Source organism: Microcoleus sp. FACHB-68 (assembly GCF_014695715.1).
Lineage (GTDB): Bacteria > Cyanobacteriota > Cyanobacteriia > Cyanobacteriales > Oscillatoriaceae > FACHB-68.
Map to the genome: position 1 here is coordinate 38,083 of NZ_JACJOT010000004.1, position 24,454 is coordinate 62,536.

General features: G+C 44.1%; 16 protein-coding genes. 6 read left to right on the forward strand and 10 right to left on the reverse strand.

Annotated elements, in window-relative coordinates; all coding sequences use genetic code 11:
• Positions 1-13 precede the first annotated feature (13 nt).
• Complete coding sequence (locus H6F73_RS03970; RefSeq protein ID WP_190757525.1) at positions 14-3,229, forward strand: EAL domain-containing protein; 3,216 nt, start codon at positions 14-16, stop codon at positions 3,227-3,229.
• A 362-nt stretch (positions 3,230-3,591) separates the two neighbouring features.
• Positions 3,592-4,638 (forward strand): fatty acid desaturase, encoded by a 1,047-nt coding sequence (locus H6F73_RS03975; protein ID WP_190757526.1) that lies wholly within the window; start codon positions 3,592-3,594, stop codon positions 4,636-4,638.
• A 444-nt stretch (positions 4,639-5,082) separates the two neighbouring features.
• On the opposite strand, the gene H6F73_RS03980 is transcribed toward H6F73_RS03975, so the two are convergent.
• Together H6F73_RS03980 and H6F73_RS03985 are read right to left on the reverse strand one after the other, a co-directional pair.
• Positions 5,083-5,991 (reverse strand): hypothetical protein, encoded by a 909-nt coding sequence (locus tag H6F73_RS03980; protein ID WP_190757527.1) that lies wholly within the window; start codon positions 5,989-5,991, stop codon positions 5,083-5,085.
• 11 nt (positions 5,992-6,002) lie between these two features.
• The gene (locus tag H6F73_RS03985) at positions 6,003-7,553 is read right to left on the reverse strand and encodes an AAA family ATPase (RefSeq protein WP_190757528.1); all 1,551 of its coding nucleotides are present in this window, start codon (positions 7,551-7,553) and stop codon (positions 6,003-6,005) included.
• A gap of 794 nt (positions 7,554-8,347) precedes the next feature.
• Between H6F73_RS03985 and H6F73_RS03990 the strand changes: the two genes are divergently transcribed.
• A complete protein-coding gene (locus H6F73_RS03990; protein ID WP_199330407.1) occupies positions 8,348-8,866 on the forward strand; it encodes a hypothetical protein in 519 nt (172 codons plus the stop codon).
• Between the two features lie 8 nt (positions 8,867-8,874).
• Here H6F73_RS03990 and H6F73_RS03995 read toward each other — a convergent pair whose 3' ends face one another.
• The 4 genes from H6F73_RS03995 to H6F73_RS04010 all read right to left on the reverse strand — a co-directional run bounded on the left by H6F73_RS03995 (position 8,875) and on the right by H6F73_RS04010 (position 14,512).
• On the reverse strand, positions 8,875-11,406 hold the full coding sequence (locus tag H6F73_RS03995; protein ID WP_190757529.1) for a hypothetical protein: 2,532 nt from the start codon (positions 11,404-11,406) through the stop codon (positions 8,875-8,877).
• A 59-nt stretch (positions 11,407-11,465) separates the two neighbouring features.
• Positions 11,466-12,698 (reverse strand): glycosyltransferase family 4 protein, encoded by a 1,233-nt coding sequence (locus H6F73_RS04000; protein WP_190757553.1) that lies wholly within the window; start codon positions 12,696-12,698, stop codon positions 11,466-11,468.
• A 180-nt stretch (positions 12,699-12,878) separates the two neighbouring features.
• The gene (locus H6F73_RS04005; protein ID WP_190757530.1) at positions 12,879-13,769 is read right to left on the reverse strand and encodes an ATP-dependent Clp protease proteolytic subunit; all 891 of its coding nucleotides are present in this window, start codon (positions 13,767-13,769) and stop codon (positions 12,879-12,881) included.
• Between the two features lie 266 nt (positions 13,770-14,035).
• Complete coding sequence (locus H6F73_RS04010; RefSeq protein WP_190757531.1) at positions 14,036-14,512, reverse strand: helix-turn-helix domain-containing protein; 477 nt, start codon at positions 14,510-14,512, stop codon at positions 14,036-14,038.
• Positions 14,513-15,017: 505 nt separating this feature from the next.
• Here H6F73_RS04010 and H6F73_RS04015 point away from each other — a divergent pair.
• The 3 genes from H6F73_RS04015 (at position 15,018) to H6F73_RS04025 (ending at position 20,275) form a co-directional block, all read left to right on the forward strand.
• A complete protein-coding gene (locus H6F73_RS04015; protein ID WP_190757532.1) occupies positions 15,018-15,914 on the forward strand; it encodes a hypothetical protein in 897 nt (298 codons plus the stop codon).
• A gap of 87 nt (positions 15,915-16,001) precedes the next feature.
• Complete coding sequence (locus tag H6F73_RS04020) at positions 16,002-18,080, forward strand: ATP-binding protein (RefSeq protein ID WP_190757533.1); 2,079 nt, start codon at positions 16,002-16,004, stop codon at positions 18,078-18,080.
• A gap of 140 nt (positions 18,081-18,220) precedes the next feature.
• On the forward strand, positions 18,221-20,275 hold the full coding sequence (locus H6F73_RS04025; protein ID WP_199330408.1) for an ATP-binding protein: 2,055 nt from the start codon (positions 18,221-18,223) through the stop codon (positions 20,273-20,275).
• A gap of 68 nt (positions 20,276-20,343) precedes the next feature.
• Here the strand turns inward: H6F73_RS04025 and H6F73_RS04030 are convergent, their stop codons facing one another.
• The 4 genes from H6F73_RS04030 to H6F73_RS04045 form a co-directional block, all read right to left on the reverse strand.
• Positions 20,344-21,213, reverse strand: a complete 870-nt coding sequence (locus H6F73_RS04030; protein ID WP_206754738.1) for a hypothetical protein — start codon at positions 21,211-21,213, stop codon at positions 20,344-20,346.
• A gap of 31 nt (positions 21,214-21,244) precedes the next feature.
• Positions 21,245-22,753 (reverse strand): AAA family ATPase, encoded by a 1,509-nt coding sequence (locus H6F73_RS04035; protein ID WP_190757536.1) that lies wholly within the window; start codon positions 22,751-22,753, stop codon positions 21,245-21,247.
• Positions 22,754-23,006: 253 nt separating this feature from the next.
• Positions 23,007-23,441, reverse strand: coding sequence for an HHL1-like protein (locus tag H6F73_RS04040; protein WP_190757537.1), 435 nt, complete (start codon positions 23,439-23,441; stop codon positions 23,007-23,009).
• Positions 23,442-23,700: 259 nt separating this feature from the next.
• Positions 23,701-24,432, reverse strand: coding sequence for a hypothetical protein (locus H6F73_RS04045; RefSeq protein WP_190757538.1), 732 nt, complete (start codon positions 24,430-24,432; stop codon positions 23,701-23,703).
• Positions 24,433-24,454: the final 22 nt, after the last annotated feature.

The window sequence follows — 24,454 nt, forward strand, 5'->3', positions numbered from 1 at the left end:
AAATAAACGGCAAATGGCAGATACAAAAACGCGACGCGAATTAGATGGATCAATTATGAAACGCGAACGCACCCCCCCACAACATTTGGCTCGGATAGTATTGAGCTACGCCTTCTTAAGCAGTGTTTGGCTGCTTTTTTCCGAGCTGCTGCTGAAGCTTTTGACAAAAGACTCAAGCACTGCCACACATTTGCAAACTATTAAAGACTGGGCATTTATCCCGATCAGCAGTGGAATTTTGTACGTCTTAATATGTCAAAGCTGGCAATTAATGCAAGAAAACCAAAGTCTTTTAGAGGCACTTGTGGAAGGCTCAACCGATGCTATTTTTGTAAAAAATCTGCAAGGACACTATGCCATCGTTAACGCTGCTGCCGCTCGCATTTTGGGAAAACCGGCAGAGAAAATTATTGGACAAGATGACACAGCGCTACTTTCGCCGGCAATCGCTCAGAAAAATCAAGAGATTGAACGCAACATCATCAGTGCCGGCCAAGCTCAAACGAGCGAAGAAACGATCACCACAAAGGGCAGTAGTCATACCTATTTGGTTAGAAAAGAGGTTTATCGCAATCCGCAAGGCAACGTGATCGGTTTGATTGGGATCTGGCAAGACATCACTGAGCGCAAACACCTAGAGAAAACTTTACACCGAACCGAACAAACTCTACAGACATTCATTCAATCCGCGCCGGTTGCTATCAATATCATTGATCCTGATGGCAATGTTCAACGGTGGAATCCCGCTGCCGAAAAAATGTTTGGCTGGAGTGAACAACAAGTGAAGGGACAGTTTCTCGGTAAGCTTGCTGACAACAAGCCTGTAGAAGTCCAAAAATTTGTTAATATCTGGAGATACGGAGGTGTATTTACGGGGGTGGAAACACAGTGGAGCCGGCAAGATGGTACGGATATTGACATCAGTATCTTTATGTCGCCCCTGCGTGATCCTACGGGTAATTTTACCGGGACGATCAGCATGATTACGGATATCACCGAGCGTAAGCGTCTGGAACGGCAGCACGAACAGTTAATCGCGCAACTCCAACGAGAAACCCAAGAGTTAGCCGCGCTGAGCGCTGTCACCGCCAATGGGATCAGCACCTTAAATCTTGAAGAACTGCTAGATGTATTGCTCAGGCGCATTGTGGAGGTAATGCAGGCTGATACAGCCGTAATTCTTTTAAAAGAAAATGCTCACCTCTACGTTCGCGCCAGCATCGGAATTGAAGAAGAAGTCAGCGCCGGCTTCAGTGTTGCCATCGGACAGGGGTTTGCCGGCACCATTGCCGCAACCATGCAGCCGCTTTATATAGAAGACGCGCAAACTGATCCCCGTGTGAGCAGTCAGTTTCTCAAAGACAGGGGCATTCGCACCATGTTAGGCGTCCCACTGAAGCGCAACGACACTCTGGTGGGCGTTCTGCATATAGATTGGTTGAAAATTCATCCCTACAATGATCGTGATATTTATCTGCTAGAAGTCACCGGCGAACGTTGCGCGATGGCGATTTTCAACGCTCAGTTGTATGAACAAACCAAACAACTGCAAGAGCGCTTGCGTAGCGTGATTGAAAATATGCCGGTGATGATGTGCGCCTTAGACGCAGAAAAAAACGTTATCGTTTGGAACCAAGAGTGTGAGAGAGTCACCGGCTTTGGGGCACAGGAAATGGTGGGTAATCCCCAAGCGATTGAACTCATCCTTCCTGATGCAGCTTATCGCAAACAGATGCTAAGCCGGCGAAATATTCACTGGAACAATTGCCGAGATTGGGAATGGCAACTTCATTGCAAAGATGGCAGTGTGAGAACGGTTGCTTGGTATAACATTTCCCAGCAATTCCCGGTTCCTGGTTGGGCAACGTGGGCCATTGGCATAGATGTGACCAACCGGGTGCAGGCGGAGGAAGAACTGCGGCACCATGCGTTTTACGATCCACTAACAAACTTACCGAACCGGACTTTATTTTTACAGCGTTTGGAACAGTTAGTTGGACAAAGAAGCGACGGTGATACCGGCTTTTTTGCAGTGCTGTATTTAGACTTGAATCGCTTTAAGTTTGTTAAATATAGCCTAGGACACGGAGTTGCCGAACAGTTACTGATTATAATGTCTCGCCGGCTGAAAGCTTGCCTGTCCTCCACAGATATGATGGCGCGACTGGGAACAGATGAGTTTGCCATTTTGTTAGAAAATATTCAAGACGTTAACGATGCCACACGCATTGCTGAAAAGATTTATCAGCACTTAAGTTTGCCGTTTAACGTTGATGGCCATGAGGTGTTCACAACCACCAGTATTGGTGTGGCGGTTAGCGAAGCCGGTTATAGCCGGCCAGAGGATGTCCTGCGCGACGCCGACACCGCCATGCACCAAGCCAAAATGCAGAATCAGGCGCATTATGTCGTCTTCGACCCCACTATGCAAGCCACGGCTTTAGAACGCTTGCTATTAGAGACAGATTTGCAACGCGCCATTGAACGCCGGCAACTGCGCGTCTACTATCAGCCGATTGTTTCCCTCTCCACCGGCAAGATTACGGGTTTTGAGGCGCTGGTACGGTGGTTTCACCCCAAACGCGGCATGATTTCGCCCTGTACGTTTATTCCCCTGGCAGAAGAAACCGGACTGATCGGCCTGATTGATCGGTGGGTGCTGCTAGAAGCGTGCCGGCAACTAGGCATTTGGCAGCAGGAATTACCCAACGCAATGCCACTGACAATGAGTGTGAATTTATCGGTGATTCAGTTGGGGCAGTTGGGAATGATTGAGCGGCTTGACTGGATTCTGCGGCACAGCGGTGTTGATGGGCGCAATTTGAAGCTAGAGCTGACTGAAAGTGCGATCATGAAAAATACCACTGCTGAACTGGCAATGCTAGATCAACTAAAAGCTTTGGGAATTCAACTTTCAATTGATGACTTTGGCACCGGCTACTCTTCTTTGGCGCGTCTGCATCAGTTGCCAATTGATACGTTGAAGATTGATCGCTCGTTTGTGAACGAGATCGCAGCCAATGGAGAGCATTGTGAGATCGTTCAGACGATTATTACCCTGGCCCACTCGCTGGGCATGGATGCGATTGCAGAGGGGGTGGAAACAGCGCAACAACTGGCTCAACTGCAAACTTTGGAATGCGAATACGCCCAAGGATACTTTTTTTCTAGGCCGGTGGATAGTGAAACGGCAAAGGCTTTGCTGTTATCTGGCATACCGTTGGCTTAGAAGATTTAGAGAATTTAAGCGTAAACCTGCGCTTAATAATGGGGTTTCATTTAAAGCCGGCACTCTAAATTCCTAATAGATTATGGTGGAGGCCGGCTGAAAAGTAGGAAAGTCTGATCTCAAAAGTTAGGCAAAAAATCGCCTCAAGTGTTAAATTCTCTGGTAAGCCGCAAGATTATGGTATAAAAGTTGAGGTTTTGGAACCGGCAGTGCTGTTTTTACGGCCTGGGTTTGTCCAACACTTGCTCAACTGTGAAACCCATACAGTTGCATTGCCTGCTACTGAGCTATCTCTAGCAGGTTTTTAAAATGAAACGACTGATTTCTTGCTTGACTAGCACCTAGAGAAGATTAATTGATTCATGACTGCATCGATTGCTAAGCCTGATAACTTGCTATCTGTTCCCGCCGAATCCAATCTAAAACTGAAAGACATATTGAAGACGCTGCCGCGTGAATGCTTTCAGAAAAGCCGGCGCAAAGCTTGGTTAACCCTAACGATTAATGTGTTATTGGTTGGCTTGGGATACTTGAGTTTGGCCATTGCGCCCTGGTTCCTCCTGCCGGTGGCGTGGATTTTCACCGGCACAGCCCTAACTGGTTTTTTTGTTGTGGGGCATGATTGTGGCCATCGCTCCTTTGCGAACCGCCGGTGGGTGAACGATTTGGTGGGCCATATCATGTTTCTGCCGTTGATTTACCCGTTCCATAGCTGGCGGCTGCTACATAATTACCACCACAAGCACACCAACAAGTTAAATGAGGATAATGCTTGGCAACCTTGGCAACAAGACGTTTATGCCGGCTTAGGAAGCCCCCTCAAGTGGATCTATCGGCGGATGCGGGGCCGGCTTTGGTGGTTAGCCTCAGTGATTCACTGGGCAGCGATGCACTTTGATTGGACGAGATTTGAAGGCAAACAGCGTTCCCAGGTCAAGCTATCTGTGTTTGTGGTGCTTGCCGGTGCAGCGATTGGGTTTCCTGTGCTGATCGCAACGACTGGCATCTGGGGATTTGTTAAATTTTGGCTATTACCCTGGTTGGTTTATCACTTCTGGATGAGTACGTTTACGCTGGTTCACCACACAGCACCAGAAATTCCGTTTACCGCCGCTGAAGAGTGGAATGAAGCGCAAGCTCAGCTTTCCGGGACAGTTCACTGCGATTACCCAGGTTGGGTTGAGTTTTTCTGTCACGATATTAACGTTCACGTCCCCCATCATATTTCTACAGCAATTCCTTCTTACAATTTGCGGTTAGCTTATCGCAGCATTAAGGAAAATTGGGGAGAATATCTCAATGAAAAGCAGTTTTCTTGGTCTTTAATGAAAGAAATTACTGACCAATGTCACTTGTACGATCCGGATGAATACTACCGAAGCTTTAAGGATTTTCACACTAGCAAGTGACTTGTCGGTTGATGTTTTTGCTCAACCAGGCCGGCTATGCCGGTGTTAACCGAGCGAGTGAACAAATTTAATAAAATTTAAATCCCTCATAGAGACGCAATTCCCCGCGCCTCTATTTTTTTTGAGTGCTCAGCAGATTTTTGCTTTGAAATGCTATGCTTTTTAATTAATACTAAATCCGACCGTTTCGGTTGTTTGCCGGCGTGACATTGAAAGCTTAGAGAGCGAACTAAACAACCCTGCTTTTGTACCGTAGGCCGGGGCTAAGATGAGTGCCGACAGGCAGCTTTTAATTTTCACCGATAACCTTTGTTCCGTCCACAGCAACGCAGTATTAGGTGGCTGGCAACTGCAATTACTCTTCACTTTAGTCAATAATAGGTAATTGCCTAGCAAAAATCTATTTAAAGCATTTTTTCCTAGCATTTATGCATTGAGATTGTATTACTTTAAACCCTTATCGTGCTTACCTTCCCCATAATAGTTCAGCAACAATAAATCACCTGTTTCTGAGTATTTGTAGTGGATTCTACAAACTCCTGAGACTCTAAACCGTCTTTCTCCCTTCTTTCCTCTCACAGGTTCATCACTTAAGCCCTCATCTGAGACAGCTTCTCCTTGAGTAAGAGTTAATCTTTTTGCAAGACTATATAAAATATTTTCTCTATAGATTGATTCTTTAGCAATATCTTTTATAAAAGATTCAGAAGTTTCATAGTTATAGCGAAGATCGGATATTTGCTTGAAAAGCTTTTTCTTTAAGATTATTTTTAGTGCTAATTGCAGTTTAAAGGCATCTTGACTATTTTGGGGCCAACACACTGATACAATATCAATATGGTCAAACCAGCTGTCTGGAGCAACTATGACGATTGGCTCTAAATGATTTTCATGACACTTGCAGGAGAAACAGTAGCTAAGACAATTAGTTCGTTGCTTATCAAAACCTAGGCAAAAATAGACTTTTTCATTCTTATTAATAAGAATGTGAACTAACTCCAGAAATCGCTCAAGAATTTCTGTGTTCCTCTGAAAAGATGAGAGAACGGGGCTACATTGACAAGCATCCCAAGAAAGCTCTGAGCTTACAATCAGTTTAATCGGATTGAATTGGTTATAGAGAATCGGAAAAAATTGATTACGCCATTTAACATCTGAAACCCAAGGCGGGGAATATGCATGATTCATTAGAAGCTCTTCAAGAGCATCCGTCCAATAAATCTTTGTTATGGAGTAATTACTAATCTTCTCTAGATGTCCTAGAAAATGCTCTAAAAACGCATCTCTTTTTTCAACATCCCTCCATTGCTCCTCTGATATAAATAGAAAGGAGGGTTCAAGAATAGTGTTCATCTGCATAGGTATTATTTATGCTTTGCAGCTTTTCTCTTCTTCAGACCTGCAAGCATTATTTTCTGCTGCTCCTTTGCAACTTGATCGAAAAAGCTGTCAGGCCAGTTCACAATGCCAAGAGTCTCATCAATACATATCTCTTCGCATAAAGATCCATTCTCAGTTAGTCCAACAAAATAAATTTTAATCAATTGGCTCAGCTGACTAGTTTCGTCTTCAACTATCCGTCTTACTAATCTATTAATTATGTGATCACTATGCGTTTCAACAATAACCCTTTTCCCAGAAAGGGCTAGGGAAATGAAGTAATCTGCCATATCCATTTGGAGATTTGGATGCAAATGAATTTCTGGTTGTTCAAGTAAAAGGGTACTACCTCTAGGCATCCGTAGCCCTTCAAGTACAATAGGAAATACTTGACTAACACCAAAACCAACATCTGCAATACTCACACGAGTAGAATCTAGTGGGCTTGCATTTAGATTCAAATAAATGATCTCTTGTTGTGGTTCAGGGCTAAATTTCTTTATATTCATCAAATTTAACCACTTCTGAACTGCTTCAGAAAGTTTTAACTTCTTCTCCTCCTTTTCAAAAGAGTCATTTATAGAATTATAATAATAGTGTCCTGAAATTAATTGCTCACTTTCTGATAAATAAATATATGCGGCATTTTCTCCTTTATTGCCAATTTCTATAATTTCATTTTCGTAAATATATCTCCGTGATGGCTCTTCTCTCAAAGGTCCAATATAGCTGTATGAGCTAAGCAAACTCTGTAAAAAATCATTTGCTCTCCGAAGCACAATGTAAGCGTCTCTATAAGAAGATGATTTAGGTCGAACTTCTTCCGCTTCTTGAGAGGAAATGCCTGTTGGAAAAAGATTTGAAAATTCAATTTCGACTGTTTTTTGGCCTTTATTTTCTAGTTCTTCAGCATCACCCTCACTTGCTCTACTATAATAAAATCTTTTTTTCACATTTTCCCAAAACAAATCATAACAATCGCCATCTTTGTGATTAGCTTTTATATAAGACTCAGACATCACTTCTTTCTCTTTACCTATCGTCCTAGTGATCAATTCAATTTCATCAATCAAAACTGGTTTTAATTTATATTTTTTAGACTTAGTTTTAATAGTCTTTAGAACTACTTTGTAGGAAATAAAATATTCAATTTCTTTATCACGAGAATTTTTTGATGAACTTTCCCAAGGAAATAGCTCTCTCAAAAAAATAGTTAATGGTAGTATTCGCTTCCCTAAATTTTTAGGAAAATCTTCTCTACGAATAGCAAAAGAGAACTTCAACTCTACTTTGTTCTCAGGTTTCTTCTGAAAAATTATGTTCTCAAAAGTTCCCAAGCGCACAAATCTCCCATTAAGTAAGAGAGTCTGGTTTAAACTTTGACTTTCTAAAGTTTGTTTTAACAGCAAAATGCTTTGCAAAAGAGAGCTTTTTCCACAACTATTTGTGCCAGACAAAATAGTTATAGGTTTAATGTCTAAATCTTCTAAAGAACTAAATGCTTTAAAGTTCTTCAATGAAATATTTTCAAGCATTTTATAAGCTCTGTAAGTAGGACAAGTTCAATTTGGGCTGTACTATATACACTCTTTTAGCGCATAAACTGGGACAAAACAGTACAGTGGCTAAGTTGGCATAGTATAGCCTTTGTCTTCATATTAAACCATACATTGGCTGTAAAACTATATTATCTCACTTAGAGATGAGGAACACAGACAGGCTTCCAATCAAGTTTTCACAGGAAACTTAAGCTATCTAACGACCCAGTTGTCAGCACGGGCCATAAGTGCCTGTGCATCTAAAAAAACGGCGCTTCAGCTTGTCCGGATGCAACGCACTACCTTTACCCTGTCTGGGCTGATAACTAATTTTTAGAGATGTCTAATAAATTCTCAGGGCTTGAATATAAGCTAACGCGTATCTAATTCGCTCTTTTAGGGGATCGCCTCGAAATCCCACCCCTTCCTGCCCGTTGAAAAGGACGCACACGCTCTTGCGTTGCTACAGCCCTCTCTCCCCCTCAATCTCGACATAAAAATTAAATGAATAGCAGCTTAGCACTCCTATCTGATTAATAAACATCGGCTCTCTTAAGCTACATAAATAATTTAGCGTAACTCTAAAATTTTCACTTAATTTAAAAGATACTATTTAAACTCTACAAAAAAATAGAAATGCTATCAATTTATAGTTATTCTCCCTTTCCCAATCTAGAATTTAAAATCAAATTCTCTCTGGGGAGGTAGTAGGAAGCAAAAACCTAAGCTATCCTGAAATGATGGGAATGCTTGACTTCCTGTCCAATTCTTGAATAGTAGCGCACGTTGTCATGAGCAAGCCAATCAATCAGAAAAATACCGGCAGTTCCTCTGCAGAAGTAAGCAGTCTCAGCTATCAAGGGGTGTATAGCTGTCCTGTATGCCGGCATGGTGAGATATCAGAAATTGCGTTAATGGATGCTTTTGCCTGTAACTTTTGCCGGCACATTTTCACCGCTAACCTGGAAGAACAGTTGCTGAAAATGGCCGATAGTTCCTTGCCGTTGACGTGGTATTGGAATGGCAAGCGTTGGCAGGGTTTGCCTCGTGCCGGCGCTGAGTTGGATTGGGGTGCAGGGTTAGCAGCGATTGCGTTTGTGCTACTGCCGCCCACATTAGTCGGATTGGCTGCTTACTATTTTCCCTCATTACCCAACGATCCCTTTTCTTGGTTTCCCATTTTTTGGACGGGGTTAACTTTTTTTACCCATCTTACTTGTGTTGTCTGGCTGATTATTGAATATTATCAATTTCCAGTTTTTGCCTTTTTAAGGGTGTGGCAACAGCAATTGTTGGGTCGCCGGCAGTAGGGTAAATGTTATTCAAACCGGCTTTTTTCACTCACCCAACGCTTCAAGCTGTAACCATTCGCGCCATCCACCACCAAAGCAACCGGCCCTCCATCTTCGAGATCCGCGAAGCCGGTGAGAGATTGACCGGCACCTGATGTAAATTCACTGTAAAGCAGCTTGCCGGCGTCATCAAAAATTAGCGTCCGAGTCCGAGAAGAATTGTCGCTGCCGGCAACTGATGCCCCTGACTGGTTCCAATTTGCATAAAGATCCGGGCGCAGCGTTAGGACAGCATCCGGCACCTGATTGCCATTAAGATCGATTGACTGCACCTGCCAATTCCCACTTTCTAGCAACATTTCCTCAGAACTGGGAACCGAACCTCCAGGTAAGCTTCCTGCCGCCTGTAATTCGCGCCAGAGGTTGCTGAGAATAGCACTCACCCAACTCGACTGCTGCTGGTTCAACTCAGTCATTGTGATAGAGGCCGGTTCTAACCAGCGGAATTTGTCGGCGGTGAAAGCCACAGGACGAGGCACCGTCCCACCGGCACCTAAATTATCTGCCGGTGTCGCACCCGGAATTGGCTCACCTGCCGCCAACAACTGCAACGTCCCGTTGTTGAAGGAAACCGCTTTCACTGTCGCCATCGCCGTTTTTTGGGTGCCATCTGGCATCCAAGCCGCAACCTGGATTTGAGAATTTAAATTTAACCCCAAAATCCGCCACAAGCGTCTCCCTGGCTCAATTCGAGGCACTTGTAAATTAGAAAACAGCCCGCGCAACCAGCGCTGTCCGTCATGAAAACCGGCTACTTGCACCTGATACCAAACTTGACCCTTACTTAATTGCAGAGAGGTGTCCTGTTTTGGTTTCAGCCAATCTGCCCCATTAATCTCAAACGTGGGTGTTGCTGAACCCACAATTTGACTGGGATGATTGATCAGCGTTGACTCAGACAGCGCCACCTCTAAGCGTTCTAACAACATTTCAGCACTTTGTACCCCAGAGGCGTCTTGGCTGCCTCCAACCGGCACTGTTTGCTGTTTGAGCCATGCCTGGGCTTGCGGTTTACCTTGTTGCGCCGCCAGAATCAGCGCCCCCCAACCTCGCACCGCTGTTTCTGGATTGATTTTCATTGCCCCTTCCACCCGTTTCCAAAGCCGGCCTTTATCGGCTTTCAGGGCAATGGCAATCGAGTTAGCGTTATCTAAATCCGCCTCAAATATCTTGAGCGCTTCTTCCCATCGGCCATCTAACAGGGCGTTGTATGCTTTTTGAGCAGGGTCAGTCTCGGCTGCGTCTGCTTGTGTTTGGGCAATCTGGGCGTGAAGTTGAATAACATCTAGCTGGGATTGCGCTGCTTCTGGCCACTCTTGTTTACTCTGGATGCGTCGCTGCTTCACCGCTTCCATCTGCTTCAATGCCGGCGACCACAAGCCAATTCTCGCCAACTGTAGAGCTTGGTTGTAAGATAGACCTGCCGGCTCGCTTTTATCTAAAACCGCCTCTTTAAGGGAAATTTCTTCTAGTTGAATGGGATTTGGCAGAAAATTTCGTGACTGTAGCTGGTAAACCACGAATTTCGGTTCTATTCCATTGCTTTGATCCACCACCAATTCTGGGTTGCCATCGCCGGTGACTTCTTGCCAAGCGGGAAGTTTGCCGGCAGTCGAAGTCCACTGCGCCATAAAGCTGAGGTTGGTGCGCTCTGGGTTGTAGTGAAAAACTTGTCCGTAAGCAATGGTGGCTTCCCCTTCGCGCCGATAGCCCGTTAAATTTAGCCAAACCCCCTTGGTTGCCGGCGGTTCACCCCTAAACCCTTCTAACGCAGTCAGTGCTTGTGGGCGATTTGAACCTTGCCGATTCGATTTAGATTGGACAAGAGGAGCAATGACAAAAGATTCTGCCGGCCCTTCTAACGATACTTGGCTAACAAGGCGAACAAATTGCTCGGTTTGCCGGTTTTTTGCATCTTTCGCCTCAGCAACCGGCACCGGCTGATAAACTCTCAGTTCTGATAGCTGCTGGCAAGGAGACTGACAAATTAAAGACTTTGGCGGCGCAGTTTCCACCATGAGTCGCATCAGCAAATCTGCCGGTGCGTTTGCCCCAGCACCTGGAACCTTGAGGGGAATGGTGGGTGCCGGCTGCACGCCTTCTTGCTGAAGTTGCGCCCGGATTGCCGTTAAACTTTCAATCGGTTGGCCATCAGCCGGGGCGGATTCTGTTGGCTCTAACAACTGGGCGTTCAAGCCGGCAAAGGCATTGGGATTCATCATAAACTGGACGCTTACCCACGCCCCACCAGCGAGTAAGCTGATGCCACTACTAAAGGCGGTTAGCGCCACCAACACGGGTGGCCAATTCCACGGCTTTGCCGGCGATCTGCGACGCTTGGCGAGGCGTGCCGGTAAGGAACCTCTCACAGAAACCGGCTGGCTGCGAGTTCGCCTCGCTTTTTTGCTGGGCTTTTGAAGTTCTGATGTCTGTGGCAGCTTAGCAGTCATGTGGCGCAGGTTGTTCTTCATCGGCGAATGGCGAATGGCTAGGGGCATTTGGGCGCTGGAGCTAGGGGCTTGTGATTGACTGGCAATTCACAACCGGCACTGAGCAACTAGCACTTAACAACACTCAAAACTTTTTCATAGCGTTGACCGACAGCTTCCCAAGTATATTCCGTTTCGATCAGTGCTCGCGCATTGCGAGACAGCTGCTCTCTAAGTCGGCCATCTTCAAACAGCCGGCTGATGGCAGCAATATACTCCTCTACCCGGTTTGCACGCAATGCCTTGACGGGTTCATTCATCTTTACATCTAACCCTTCCAAGCCGCGATCTCCGCTCACCACCGGCACTCCGGCTGCCATCGCTTCTAGGGTTTTGTTCTTGATCCCGTAGCCGGTTCGCAGGGGGATCACGCAAATGCTGGCTTGATGCAATTGTTCGGCGATGGAAGGGACACTCCCTGTGACGGTCACTCCAGGCCGGCTGGCGAGTGCCAAAACCTCCGGAGTTGGTCTTGTCCCCACGATGCTAAAGGTGGCGTCAGGATAGCGCTGTTGCAACACCGGCAGCACGTCTAGCGCAAAGAATCGCGCCGCATCAATATTGTGCGAGGCGTCCATCGCCCCGACAAACACCAGCCGATGATTACCCGGATCGTGAGAACGATAGGGAAATAGCTCTAAATCTACGCCGTTGGGGATTACTTCAATGGAAGTGCCGGCGCAGAATTTTTTAACTTGACTTTTATCGTCTTCTGTAGTAACAACTATTTGAGTAAATTTAGAGCAATAGCGTTTTTCGTAGCGTTCTAATAACAAATTCAGATAAAGGCGATCCCGCAGAGGATTGGGAGAAGCTCCCATTTCCAGATGGCTGCGAATCCAGCCAGAGACAGAACTGTGAATATTGACGACGGTGCGAACCGAGTTGCGAAACTGGGGCTTGATGTAGATTTCATTCACGCTATGCTCGCAAGTAATCACATCACAGTGGCCGGTTTGCAGATAATTATCCACCCAAGCCTGCATTGCCGGCGAGTAGCGATACAGGACGTTAGGCGGTGTCACTTTAACCATTGAAGTGAGAAAGCGTCCCACCTTGCCAGAGATGCCGATCAGTCCTGGTTGCGGCTGGGATGCTGCCGGCAAGGGAAAGATCGCCAGATCGCTCACCCATCGGCGCAGTTCTTCAACTTCCACATCCTGAACGTCTGCGTGGCGCTGTGTCACCAGCGTGACATGATGGTGCCGGTTGAGGTATTTGAGCAGGTTAAACGTTCTCAGTTCAGTGCCTCCCCGGCTAGGCGGGTAAGGGAAGGTCGAGGAAAGCATCAGAATGTTCATTGGGGAATGGGGCATGGGGAATGGGTCAAGGCTTCGCCAACCTAAAGGTAGGGGCAAGGCTTCGCCAACCTAAAGGTAGGGGCATGGGGCATCGTGAATAAATAGTAGAGAATACTCTCCCACTCTCCCACTCTCCCACTCTTCCTCCCTCACTCAGGACTCAGCACTCAGGACTCAGGACTAAGAACTCCCCTTCAGCGACGATGCCGGCTGAGTTTGTGGCTGGGGCAAGGCGGGACGGGGTTGATAAGGCATGGGAATGTATTGTACGGTTGGCCGGCCACCTTGGGGTTGGGGATAGAGATCCATGAGTGAGTAAATGGAGGTGGGTAAACCAACGGTGACGGGCAATCCCAGTTCGGTGGCTTCCTCAACCGAAATTGGGCAGTCGTGAGTGATTTGGCCGGTGGTTAGTTTTTCGATGATGTTGTCGATGTTTTCTGGGGCAGTTTTCTGCTGGGGGAAACTATCTTCGAGCAAAGTCCGCACGAACCGCTGCACTTGCCGAATTGCCTTGCGCGACAAGTCTGCCATGATCAGCGTTTGGTCGTCAATTTCACCGATGGGTTTGTCTTCAACGACTTTAAGAATACTGGCGGCGGGGAAGTTGCCGAGTTGCGGATCAACCGGCCCTAAAACGGCGTTTTCGTCCATGATGATTTCATCGGCAGCAAGTGCCAGCATAGTGCCGCCGCTCATGGCATAGTGGGGCACAAAGACAGTGACTTTGGCTTTGTGGCGAATTAAAGCTCTTGCAATTTGTTCGGTGGCTAGGACTAAGCCGCCTGGGGTGTGCAGAATCAGATCGATGGGGACATCAGGCGGCGTGAGGCGAATTGCACGCAAGACTTGCTCTGAGTCTTCGATGCTGATGTAGCGCGACAGGGGAATACCAAGAAGGCTGATCGATTCTTGCCGGTGAATGAGGAAGATAACGCGACTGTTGCGATCTTGCTCAAATTGTCTGAGTGCTTGGACGCGACGGGATTCTAGAGAACGTTTTTGGAATGCCGGCTGTAAGGAGGCAAGGGCGATAAACACCCAAAACAGGTCAAATAGACTAAAACTCATAGAGGTAATGTGAAATGCCAAGGATTGCCTCTATTTTCCATTGTGCCTCTTGCTCACCCATCCACCTTTGGGACGATGCCGGCGGGGAGGAACGCTGGGAGGGAGAGTGGGAGAGTTAGAGAATGGGGGAGGGATGAGCATTCTTTATTATTTATTCACCATGCCCCTACCTTTAGGTTGGCGAAGCCATGCCCCATGCCCATACCTTTAGGTTGGCGAAGCCTTGCCCCATGCCCCATCCCCCATCCCCCATGCCCCATCCCCATTTAATCCTTCAGATTACCAACAGCTTTTCTAAGGTTTCTGGGTTTCGCGCGTTTCAGGTTCACTTTGAGCCTGTAACGAACGGCTTCATGCACGACTTTGTAAGAAGCTTCGACACCACATTGTTCTTGTAACCAAATTTTGACTTCTCCATAACTGTGAAATGCTGGGGATTCGTGTAGTCGTTTTTGCAGATGTTCCATTACCTCTTTCGGGATAGCCGGCTTTCTACCTTGGCTTTTTTTTACCTCTAGCAAGCCGTCGAGTCCTTCGGATCTGTACTTTTGTAACCACCGTTGCAGGGTAACTCGATTCCTACCCAAGGCAACTGCCAAGTCTTGAACCGTTTTGACTTGGCCAATTTTTAAGAGGTACAGTGCTTGAACTCTTTCTTTACCTTGAGCGGTTTTTTGTTGGGTGAGCAGTGTTTTAAGGTGTTCACGGGTTTCTGTAATATTTAAGTTGAGAACTCCTGTCATATTGATTTTCGTTGTTAGATTTTGGCTGGAATTTTAAGGCTTGAAAACTATATAAAGCAAGACTTTCAGCTTTATGCAAGCGTATTTACAACGAGGTTGATTCATCCGGATTTTATATTATATGTTTCGGATTTGTTAAAATAGCCGGGGATACGAAGCAGACAAATAGTGATTTTATCTAAAATATTATTGCCGATATGTGCCGGTGACTCTGGCGAAGTGTGTCTTAGGGAGAATCGCATTCATCAACTTATTTGCAACAGATGCCTTTAATTAGCTGCAGGCGCGAGGGTGGATGCCGGCACTCGCCTTGCAAACTTGGTTGCGGATTCTACCGGCAGCGTTTTTCTCCTGCCTGAGATGGCATAGCAGTTGATTAAGAAATCTTGATAAATATTTAATTAAATTTATTATTTAAGCCGACAAGCTCACTAGCCTCAATTGGAGATCGCTGCAATCTAAACTAGGATTTGGGCGTAGTTGTGAGTCAGGCAAGGGTGATTTGATGGACGTGCTTGAGCTGAAGTTTCTGTTAGAGTTATTAGGTTTTCCCGATTACCGGGCACCGATTAGCAAAATTAAGCCCAATCCTCAAACGAAAGCCGCAGAACGAGATAGCATCTGCCGCAACCTGTGCGATCGCGAGTTAGTGGCTTATAGCTGTGAGGTTCTGCAACTGTCAATCGCCCCGCCTGGGAAGTCGCTGCTCAAATTAGACACCACACGGCTGCCGATCGCCGAGGCAGAAGTTCAGGTGCTTAAGGCTTGCGCCGAGTCTAGCATCACGCCGGCGCAAACTGGGCTTAGCGCGGATAGCCGGCAGGCAATCATCCACGGTTTAGCAGAACGGGGTTTAATTAAGGCAGAGAAAACGCAAATTAATGAAGTTTGGCTGACACAGCGAGGTTTGGAGTATCTGCAAGACGAGTGCAACCCCAGCGGAACCACACCTGTGATTAGTTTGGATTTGCTCACTCATTACTTGCGCTTTTTGCGGAAATCCTTGCGAGAGAAGCCGACAGCATTGCCACAAAATGAGCAAGAACTTCCTCCTCACCTCCCGTTAAAAAAAGAGGCAGGTTCCCACCCTTTAGTTGAGGAAAAAAGAGAAGCACCGCCGGCAGTGGTAAACCCGTTAAGTGATGCGGATATTTTACAAATGATTCGCGATTTAGATAGGGAACTTGCTACAGAAAATTATTTGCCAATTTTTCAACTGCGGCAAAAGTTACAATCGCAGATGTCTGGAAATGAGTTAAATCAGATGCTTTATCGGTTACAACGCAATGACAAAATAGAATTAAGTTCGTTGCAAGAAGCGATTGCCTACACACCCGAACAAATTGAAGCCGGTATTCCCCAAGATGTGGGAGGGCCACTGTTTTTCATTATCGTGCTTTAAAGTAATCTGAGGTCTTTTATCTAGGATAAACTGCCAAAAATAAAAGACAGAAACCTAAATCTTCACTCTTTACTCTTAACAACTCCTATGGCATCTATCGATCTGATTATTCAAAGAGAACCTAACCCCTTTGACGCTGAAACATTTTGGTCGGGTAACTTTTGGCAAGAACAACAAGATCCCGCCCTCACGGTGGAGTCAATTCATCAAGATGCGGTTGCTGAAATTGAACAACTTTTGGCTCAAGTTGCGGGAGATAATCGCACGCGCACGATGATGTTAGAAGGCGAAACCGGCTCCGGTAAAACTTATTTATTAGGCCGGATCAAACGCATTTTGAATCCGAAAGCCTTTTTTGTCTATATTGAGCCATTTACCGCCAGCGATTATATTTGGCGGCATATTCTGCGCTACACGGTTGATAGTTTGTTGGAGGTTCCTGAAGGGCAAGAAGACTCTCAATTATTGATTTGGCTGAAAGGGCTATCGGAGTTTAAACAACGCAGCATTATCGACCTCATCCGGGGTGATCGGCAAATTTTCATTCGCAATCTGAGAGAAGCTTATCCTGCCGGCATCTACAATGCTGCTGAGTTTTTTGGGGTTTTATATGACTTAACGAATCCTAAATTATCTAGCCTCGCCTGTGAGTGGTTACGGGGCGATGATTTAGATGAGGATAGTTTAAAATTGCTGCGGGTACAACATTCGATTGAAACAGAAGATGCCGCACAGAAAATTTTAGCCAACTTTGGCAGAATTGCGGCGGAAACTCAGCCAATTGTGTTGTGTTTTGATCAGTTAGATAATATTGCGCGTTTGCCAGATGGAGGCATCGATCTGCAAACATTGTTTAGCGTGAATTCGGTGATTCACAATCAAAAGCTGAAAAATTTTCTCGTCATGATCAGCATTATTACTGATACTTGGCGGCAAAATTCTCATCGCGTTCAACCGACAGATAAAGATCGGGTTGATGCGGTGATTAAACTCAAACAAATTACCTTAGATCAATCGGAAGCACTTTGGAAAAGCCGGCTGCATATTTTACACCGGCAAGCGTCTCCCCCGCCTCCGTCTGCGATTTATCCCTTAACCAGGCAAGTGCTAGAAGAGAAATTTCCTGGGGGGAAAACGAGACCAAGAAATGTGCTAATTTTAGGCCGGCAGTTATTTCAAGATTGTAAAGTTGGATTGGTTCGTTATGACAATCCGCCAATTGTTTCGCCAATTGTTCCTCCTGAAAATTCACATTCTCAAGTTCCTGAAACTGTAGCGCCTCCCGTTCAAGTGCAGCCGGTTGTTGAGGAGTCTTTTGATTCCTTAGCGGCATTTAAATTAGTATGGTTGCGGAAATTAAATCAAACTCAGCAGCGAATTTCTCGAATTCGTCAATTCTCTTCACCCGAATTAATTCAAATGTTGGCAGAAGCCTTAGCGGCGTTGCAGGTTGAAGAAATTCAACCACGACTTTTGCCGAGTCGAACCTATGCCAGCTATTCTCTTAGCTATCAACTTCCCGGTCATTCTGAACGAATTGGGGTGGTTTGGAGTGAAGACCAAAATATGACTAAATTTTGTAACTTGATCAAAATTTGTCAAGAAGCTGTGGATGAGAAGCTGTGTCAATCCTTGCACCTCATTCGGTTTGAAGGCGTTGGGACTCCCAGTAATTTAGGATATAAACTTTACACGCAACTTTTCACAGAGTCTCACCACAATCACTTTATGCCAGATTTGTTTTCAGTGCAGTATCTTGCAACGTATCACAGTTTGGTGAATGATGCTTATTCTGGGGATTTAGTGGTGGGTGAACAAACTCCCGATCTGCAAGAATTAGAAGGATTAATTCGTGAATCTAAGATTTTACATCAGTGTTCCCTTTTGCAAGATTTAGAAATTGTTCCGCCTCTCGTTATTAGCGAGGAAAATAAGGCGGAGTGGCAGCCGGTTGAGGATTTTCTGCTGAATCGGGTACTCAACCAGCAATGTTTAGCACGACAGCGCCTGATTCAAGAAACACTCAATCAGTTTGTTCAGGTTAATGAAGTTCAAGTTAATCTTTTGATTGAACATTTGTGTGAGGAAAATCATAAGGTGAAAATTCTTGATCCGCAAGCCAAGTTAGAAGATCAATTAGTTTATGCGGCCAGAACAGATGAGTGAGAAAAAATCTCGATTCCACTAGATTGAAGAAAATCAGATAGGAAGGCGGCAATTGGGAAAGAAGAAGGAGAAGCAAAGCCTTTCTCCAGACGTTATTAAACTAAAGCTTAGTAACGAGAAATTCTTCACTATCGAGAGGTATGGGTGTGGCATTTATTCATCAAATCATTCGGCAAGCTGTGAATCCTTTTGACTCAACGACTTTTAGACCCGGTAATTTTTGGCAGGAGGAACAAGATCCTGCATTAACGGTTGATTCGATTCATCAAGAAGTTGTAAGTGATATTGAAGAACTTCTTGATAAAGTGGCGCAAGATCACCGGACGCGCACGATTTTGCTTGCCGGCGATTCGGGTTCTGGGAAAAGTTATCTATTAGGCCGGCTGAAAAAGTTACTCAACTCAAAAGCTTTTTTTGCCTATATTGGGCCTTGGCCAGACAGTGATTTTATCTGGCGTCATACCCTCAGAAATACAGTTGATAGTTTGATGTATGTACCAGAGGGCCGGCAAGAATCTCAGCTATTACTTTGGTTGAAGAGTTTATCTGCTTTTAGAGACGAAGGTTTAATGAAGCAGCTACTCGGTGAAAGAAACCTGTTTATCCATAATTTAAAGGGAGTTTTTCCCAGCGGTATTTACAATGCCAATGAATTTTTTGGTGTGCTTTATGATTTAACAAATCCCGAAATGTATCCTTTAGCCTGTGAGTGGTTGAAAGGCGACGATTTGGATGAAGAAACGCTCAAGGCTTTAAAAGTAAAACGTGCAATTGAAACTGAAGAAATCGCGCTGAAAATTTTGGGTAATTTTGGAAAAATTTCTGCAGCAACTCAGCCCATTGTCCTATGTTTTGATAATTTAGATAATATTGATCGGGCGTTAGATGGATTTATTAATTTACAAGCTTTGTTTAATGTGAATTCAATTATTCACAATCAGAAGTTAAAAAATTTTTTAGTAATTATTAGTATTGTTACAAATACATGGAAGCAAAATTCTAAACGGATTCAACAAGCAGATCAAGCTCGAATTGATTTACCAATTCGCTTGCAACCAATTACTTTAGATCAAGCGGAAACGTTATGGGCGAGTCGGCTGTATTCACTACATCGGCAAGCAAATTCTCTACTTTCTTCGTCAATTTATCCGTTAAATCGTCAACATTTAGAAGATAAATTTCCTGGGGGAAAAACTCGCCCACGCTATGTTTTAATGTTAGGTCGGCAGCTATTTCAAGAAGCAAAAATTGAAGGGTTTGATGGATCAACTGAATTTGATTTAGATGTCAATAGTACGCCGATAGATCCGTTTGCAGCGTTTCAATTAGTGTGGCTCAAGGAATTTAACAAAACTCAGGAAAAAATTTCTCGAATCCGTAAATTTTCAGCACCCGAATTGATTCAGATGTTGCGAGAAGCGCTCAATGCGCTGCAAGTTCACGGAATTCAGACGAAACTTTTACCAAGTCCAACTTATGCAAGTTATTCTCTTAGCTATCATCTGCCGGTGCAATTGGGGAGAATTGGCGTTGTTTGGACAGAAGAACCGAACCTGATAAGTTTCTGCAATTTGATGAAAGCTTGTCAGAAGGCACTTAAGCAAAATCTCTGCCAAACTATACACTTAATTCGTGCTGAAGGGGTGGGGACTCCAAATAATCAAGGCTACAAACTCTACAATCAAATTTTCACCGGCTACCGCAACCGACACATCATTCCAGATATGACTTCGGTTCACTATTTAGCAACTTATCACAGCTTGGTAAATGCTGCGTGTGCCGGCGAATTAGTGGTAGGAGATCATACTCCTAGCTTGAGCGATTTAGAAGCTTTAATTCGCAAATCTAAAATTTTGCGGGATTGTCCTTTATTGCAGAGTCTCGGTGTTTTTAGCGGTTCTACTCAGATTACAGGAGTTGCCGGCACTTCTAGTATTAACCAACAAAAGCCGGTTGTGCGGAAAGAACTTGCTCAACCCTTCCATGATGTTAAGGAATTTTTGTTGAATTTAGTGAAAACTCAACAAATGATGGGATGTCAGATTCTGATTCAAAATGCCTTGGATCAGTTTCCTTTAGTAGAAAATACACAGGTTGAGCAATTGATTGAGGAATTGTGCCAGGAGAATCAAATTTTTATTCTTGATCCAAATGCTGAGCCGGCGGCACAATTGGTTTGTTTAATAACCAAATAACTTCCTAAGTGCAAATCTATAGAAAATAGAGAGCGGCTCAATAAATAATCGTGACACCTCCCTATTGACTAAACAGATATATCTGCAACCTCTTTTAGCTTGTCGTAAGTCTTATCAGCAAAACCTTTAATTTTACCTTCCTTTCCCCTAGCTGATTTTTCAAGATTACGCCAATTTAAGCCTTGAGTCGATGCCTTCCAATATTCAATTGCTTTCCAGGCTGCTTTCCTCTGATTATCAGTTGCGCCTACCTCTTTCAATGCTCTATCAACGTCTTCTTGCGTAGCTAACTGTAAATCAATTTTTGCTGCTTTTGGTGTAATTTTTGCTGCTGTTGGTGCGAAGTTTGCTGGCGGTTCTATTAGTTTTTGAACCGCTTCGGCAAGCCGATCAACCGTAGATGTTAAATGAGAAATTGTGTTCTCAATGTCGCTTAGTTTGCCTTCAAAAGAATTGCCGGCACTACTTGCCGGTTTGGAAAGTAGTTGGTTAAGCTGAGAATGGAGAGGTTGCAACTTTTTATCTAGTAAGTTCTCCATGTCAATTGTTTCTGTCTCAGCTCCATTCTCTGTAACTTGTTTAGGTTGTTCTAGCTCAATTTTTTGATCACTTAATGAGACGCCTGCCAACTGCTCCATCTCTGCTTTTGTAGCAGTGGCTTGCTCATCACTCATATCAAAAACCCAAACCCATAGCCTCTCGATGTCAAGTTCCTTAGCAACAAAACACCAATCAGCGCCGTATACAACCTCATACTCTTCTTCCTCACTATACGCTTCAGTATGACGCACAATGACAGGAACTAAATTAGTTTTGTATTCAGTAAGGCTATCCTCTAATACCTGACGTCTTTTCAGTGATATCTCTTGTTTCTGAGAGTCTGGTATCGCAATTTGAAATGTATGTACTTGTCCGTGGCTAATGGGTTCAATACCCAAGTTAGCTCTAATCCGAGCGCGACGATCCGATCTATCCATTGTTTGATAACCTTTCCTTACTAACTTCAATTAAGTGTTCAGCTAAGTCTTCATAGCGTTCAAGCGCCTTTTGTGCGGCTTCCTTGTCTTTAGAGCTTAGTTGATCGTCAAATTCTGCCTGGTAAAGTGGGTATCCTTTATCTTGAGAAATCGAAAGAACATTTAACCGGGGAATCCAAGTCTTTTCAGGAAAAAGCTCCACTTTATCAGCGCCGCCACTTTTTTCTAGCACATCAAACAGCTTTTCTGTCATCGATGAATTAAAGCTGGACGATCTTTGATCGTACATACTTACGGCAATTCCTAAGATGGGAAGCGGTTTCAACTGTTCTATTTCGTTTATTCTATCTAGCACATACTCCAAAGCTCGAATGGGATAAGCTGATAATTGAGTAGGAATAAGAATCCCTGAAGATGCCATTAGAGAGATTCCATTCACCCGACCAAAAGAGGGAGGTGGATCAATAAATACAAAGTCATAGTCATTATTTTTTAACTTTTTTTCTAATACTTGATCAATCCCGACTGTAGTGTTAAGCACATTTTCCATACGGCTTAAACGAATGTGAGAGGGCACCAAATGTAATTCAATATTTTGCCACCGCTTTTTAATGATAGTATCTTCTAACCGAGTTCTGGGTTCAGTTAATAAATGAGTAATATCTTTTTTGCCTTGATCTTCAACATCAATTAACGGATCGATTCCTAAGCCGGTCGTTAAATTGGCTTGGCCATCAATATCAATTAGCAATACCCGTTTACCCATCTTACTAAGAGCAGCAGCAAGGTTAATAGTGGTTGTGGTTTTTCCCACACCACCTTTGTTATTAAAAACAGTAATAATCATAGAATTCCTATTGATAACCTTGTTGACTAAAAGGGCGTTTTCTGGCTCAACTAAGATTGAGTCTACTTGATTGGCATCTTTTCCAACAGAAGGATTGCTTTTCTTTCTAAATAATCCCAGCATATCTTCATTAGCAAATGCTTTTGATATCAAATTTCCAAACTGACTGTAAACTTGCTGTTGTCTTTGAGTCAAAGCATAATATATTTTTAAACAAGTTGCTTTGCATAGCAGCTTGTAAAATCGATTAAACTCAGCAATTAGTTGAGTTTGAGAGTATTGGGCAACTGTTTCAATTTTTCCATCATATTGATAAAATAAGCGAAACTGGTAGCCATTTGTTAAAAGTCCCAAAATAGCCCCAGACTTACGCATATAATTGTTAATCTGCCAACGATTTTGAGAAATTTTTTTCCTGGCAGCTTTGGCTTCAATAACTAAATAAGGTGGATAAGGCAAACCAGAATCTTTTGGCTGAATTAAAAAGTCAAGTTTATATTTGCCCAGAATAAATTGAGCCTTCCAATCTTCCCCGTTATAACCAAGGAGGCTCAAGAGGGGTAATATAACCTTGTTCTCTACATCCTCTTCACTACTGTAAAGATTGATTGATGCAAATAAATCTGACAGGGATGAACCAGCCGATCTCATCATGCAAACAAGTCTACCGAGCTTAACGCTAGAGAAATTAAAGTACCTAAAGTTCAGCGCGGTTTAACGCTGTATCTATCCTGCAGCAATTTTGAACACTTCAGATTCTCTCTCAGCATAATCTTTTTTGAGCCGGCACAAGTGTTGAGATTTTTACGTTTTGTGAATCTCGTACACTTGTAAACCGGCAACATCATCACCCGTACAGACACAATTGGGATAAATTTTCGGGTTCTTTAAATTATCCGGTTTAAATTTAACCGCGTTTTAACAAACCGGAAACACTATTCTTAACCTGCGCCACCGCATTTTGAATAAAATTGCCGGCAGACGGCTTCGGCGGAACCGCAACCTGAATTGGCTCATCCGCAAATTCTTTTCCCTTTAACTTAAAGCCATATTCCAAATTCTGCTGATGCTTCCGTAGCATCGGAAACAAACGAAAGCCGCCTTCACGCAACGCTTCCAAATTTTCAAAAATAGCACGCTCAATGTGGCTGCTACGATTCACCGCCAAAGAACCCACGGGAAACCAGTTTTTCTTATCCTTAATCCGCATATAGATATTAAACTCTGGCAGTCCCTCTTCCTTCATTTTGTCATACTGCTTAGACGCAACCGCCCGTTTTTCCGAGCTTTTGCCTGACTTCTTGCTCGACTTAACTTTGCCAAATCCTTGATTGCTCGTCATAGACATTACTCTTTTACGCTCTTTACAGAAGTTTACATTATTTTCAGAAAACTGGAATCGCCTTGAGGCAGCGAGTTTGACACCGGCTTCGCTCAAACATCCCTAGAAGCGCAGCCGGCAGCCTCAAGTGCGGGAATGCCTATGTCAGATTAAGTAAATACCGAACCCACAACCCGCCCAAGCAATTTACAATTCTGAATAGAAAAACCACCCAGCCGGTTTTTCAGCTGAGTGGTGATGTGAGGATGAATCGAGTTAATTACTTCACCTGTTGCAGAGCAGTGGAATTACTTAGAGAACCCATATCCGTTCGCTGATCCAGAAACGCTCCTATACAGCCTCCACATACTTTTGCCAAGTAAGCAAACCAACTAACAATTCCTAAAAGCTTCGCTCCATCCTCCAGATAGAAATCAAATCCCCGTTTCACCATAGATGGCGATAACGGAATGTAACCTTTATCAAAAACAATTGAGAGTGCAAACCAACCCAGCGCTAAAATCAACAAACTAAACTCAGTTTTTAAAATAGTTTTTCTAAACTTGACTAAATAAACAAGCAGCATTACCGCATAAATTAAGTAAACAAATTTTTCAGGGATGAATAAATATTTAGGCGCGACCTCTTCGTGGATCAGAAATAAATCATCCAAAAGCAAAACCGAAGTTACAATGCCAGAGTATAAAATAAAGGAGTGCATCTTGCGACTGCGGTAATAATTTTGCAGCAAAGCAAAACTAAAAAAGCAGATAACCGCTGCCGCACACCAGAACAAAATGCCAATATTAGAAAAGAACCCAATATAAAAAGGTTGATTGAGAAGTGCTAAGGGATCACGGGTCAAAGCTCCTAAATGAATGTCTACTGTCCCAGCAACAATTGCTAAAATGGCAATTATGGGTAAGTAAACCCACAATAAAACCGGCAGCAAACTTGTAGAGCGCTCTACCGGCATAGAAATCGATTCGATGTGTAAATGAGTTTTTTCCATGTTGCTTTCAGTCCTGTTGAAA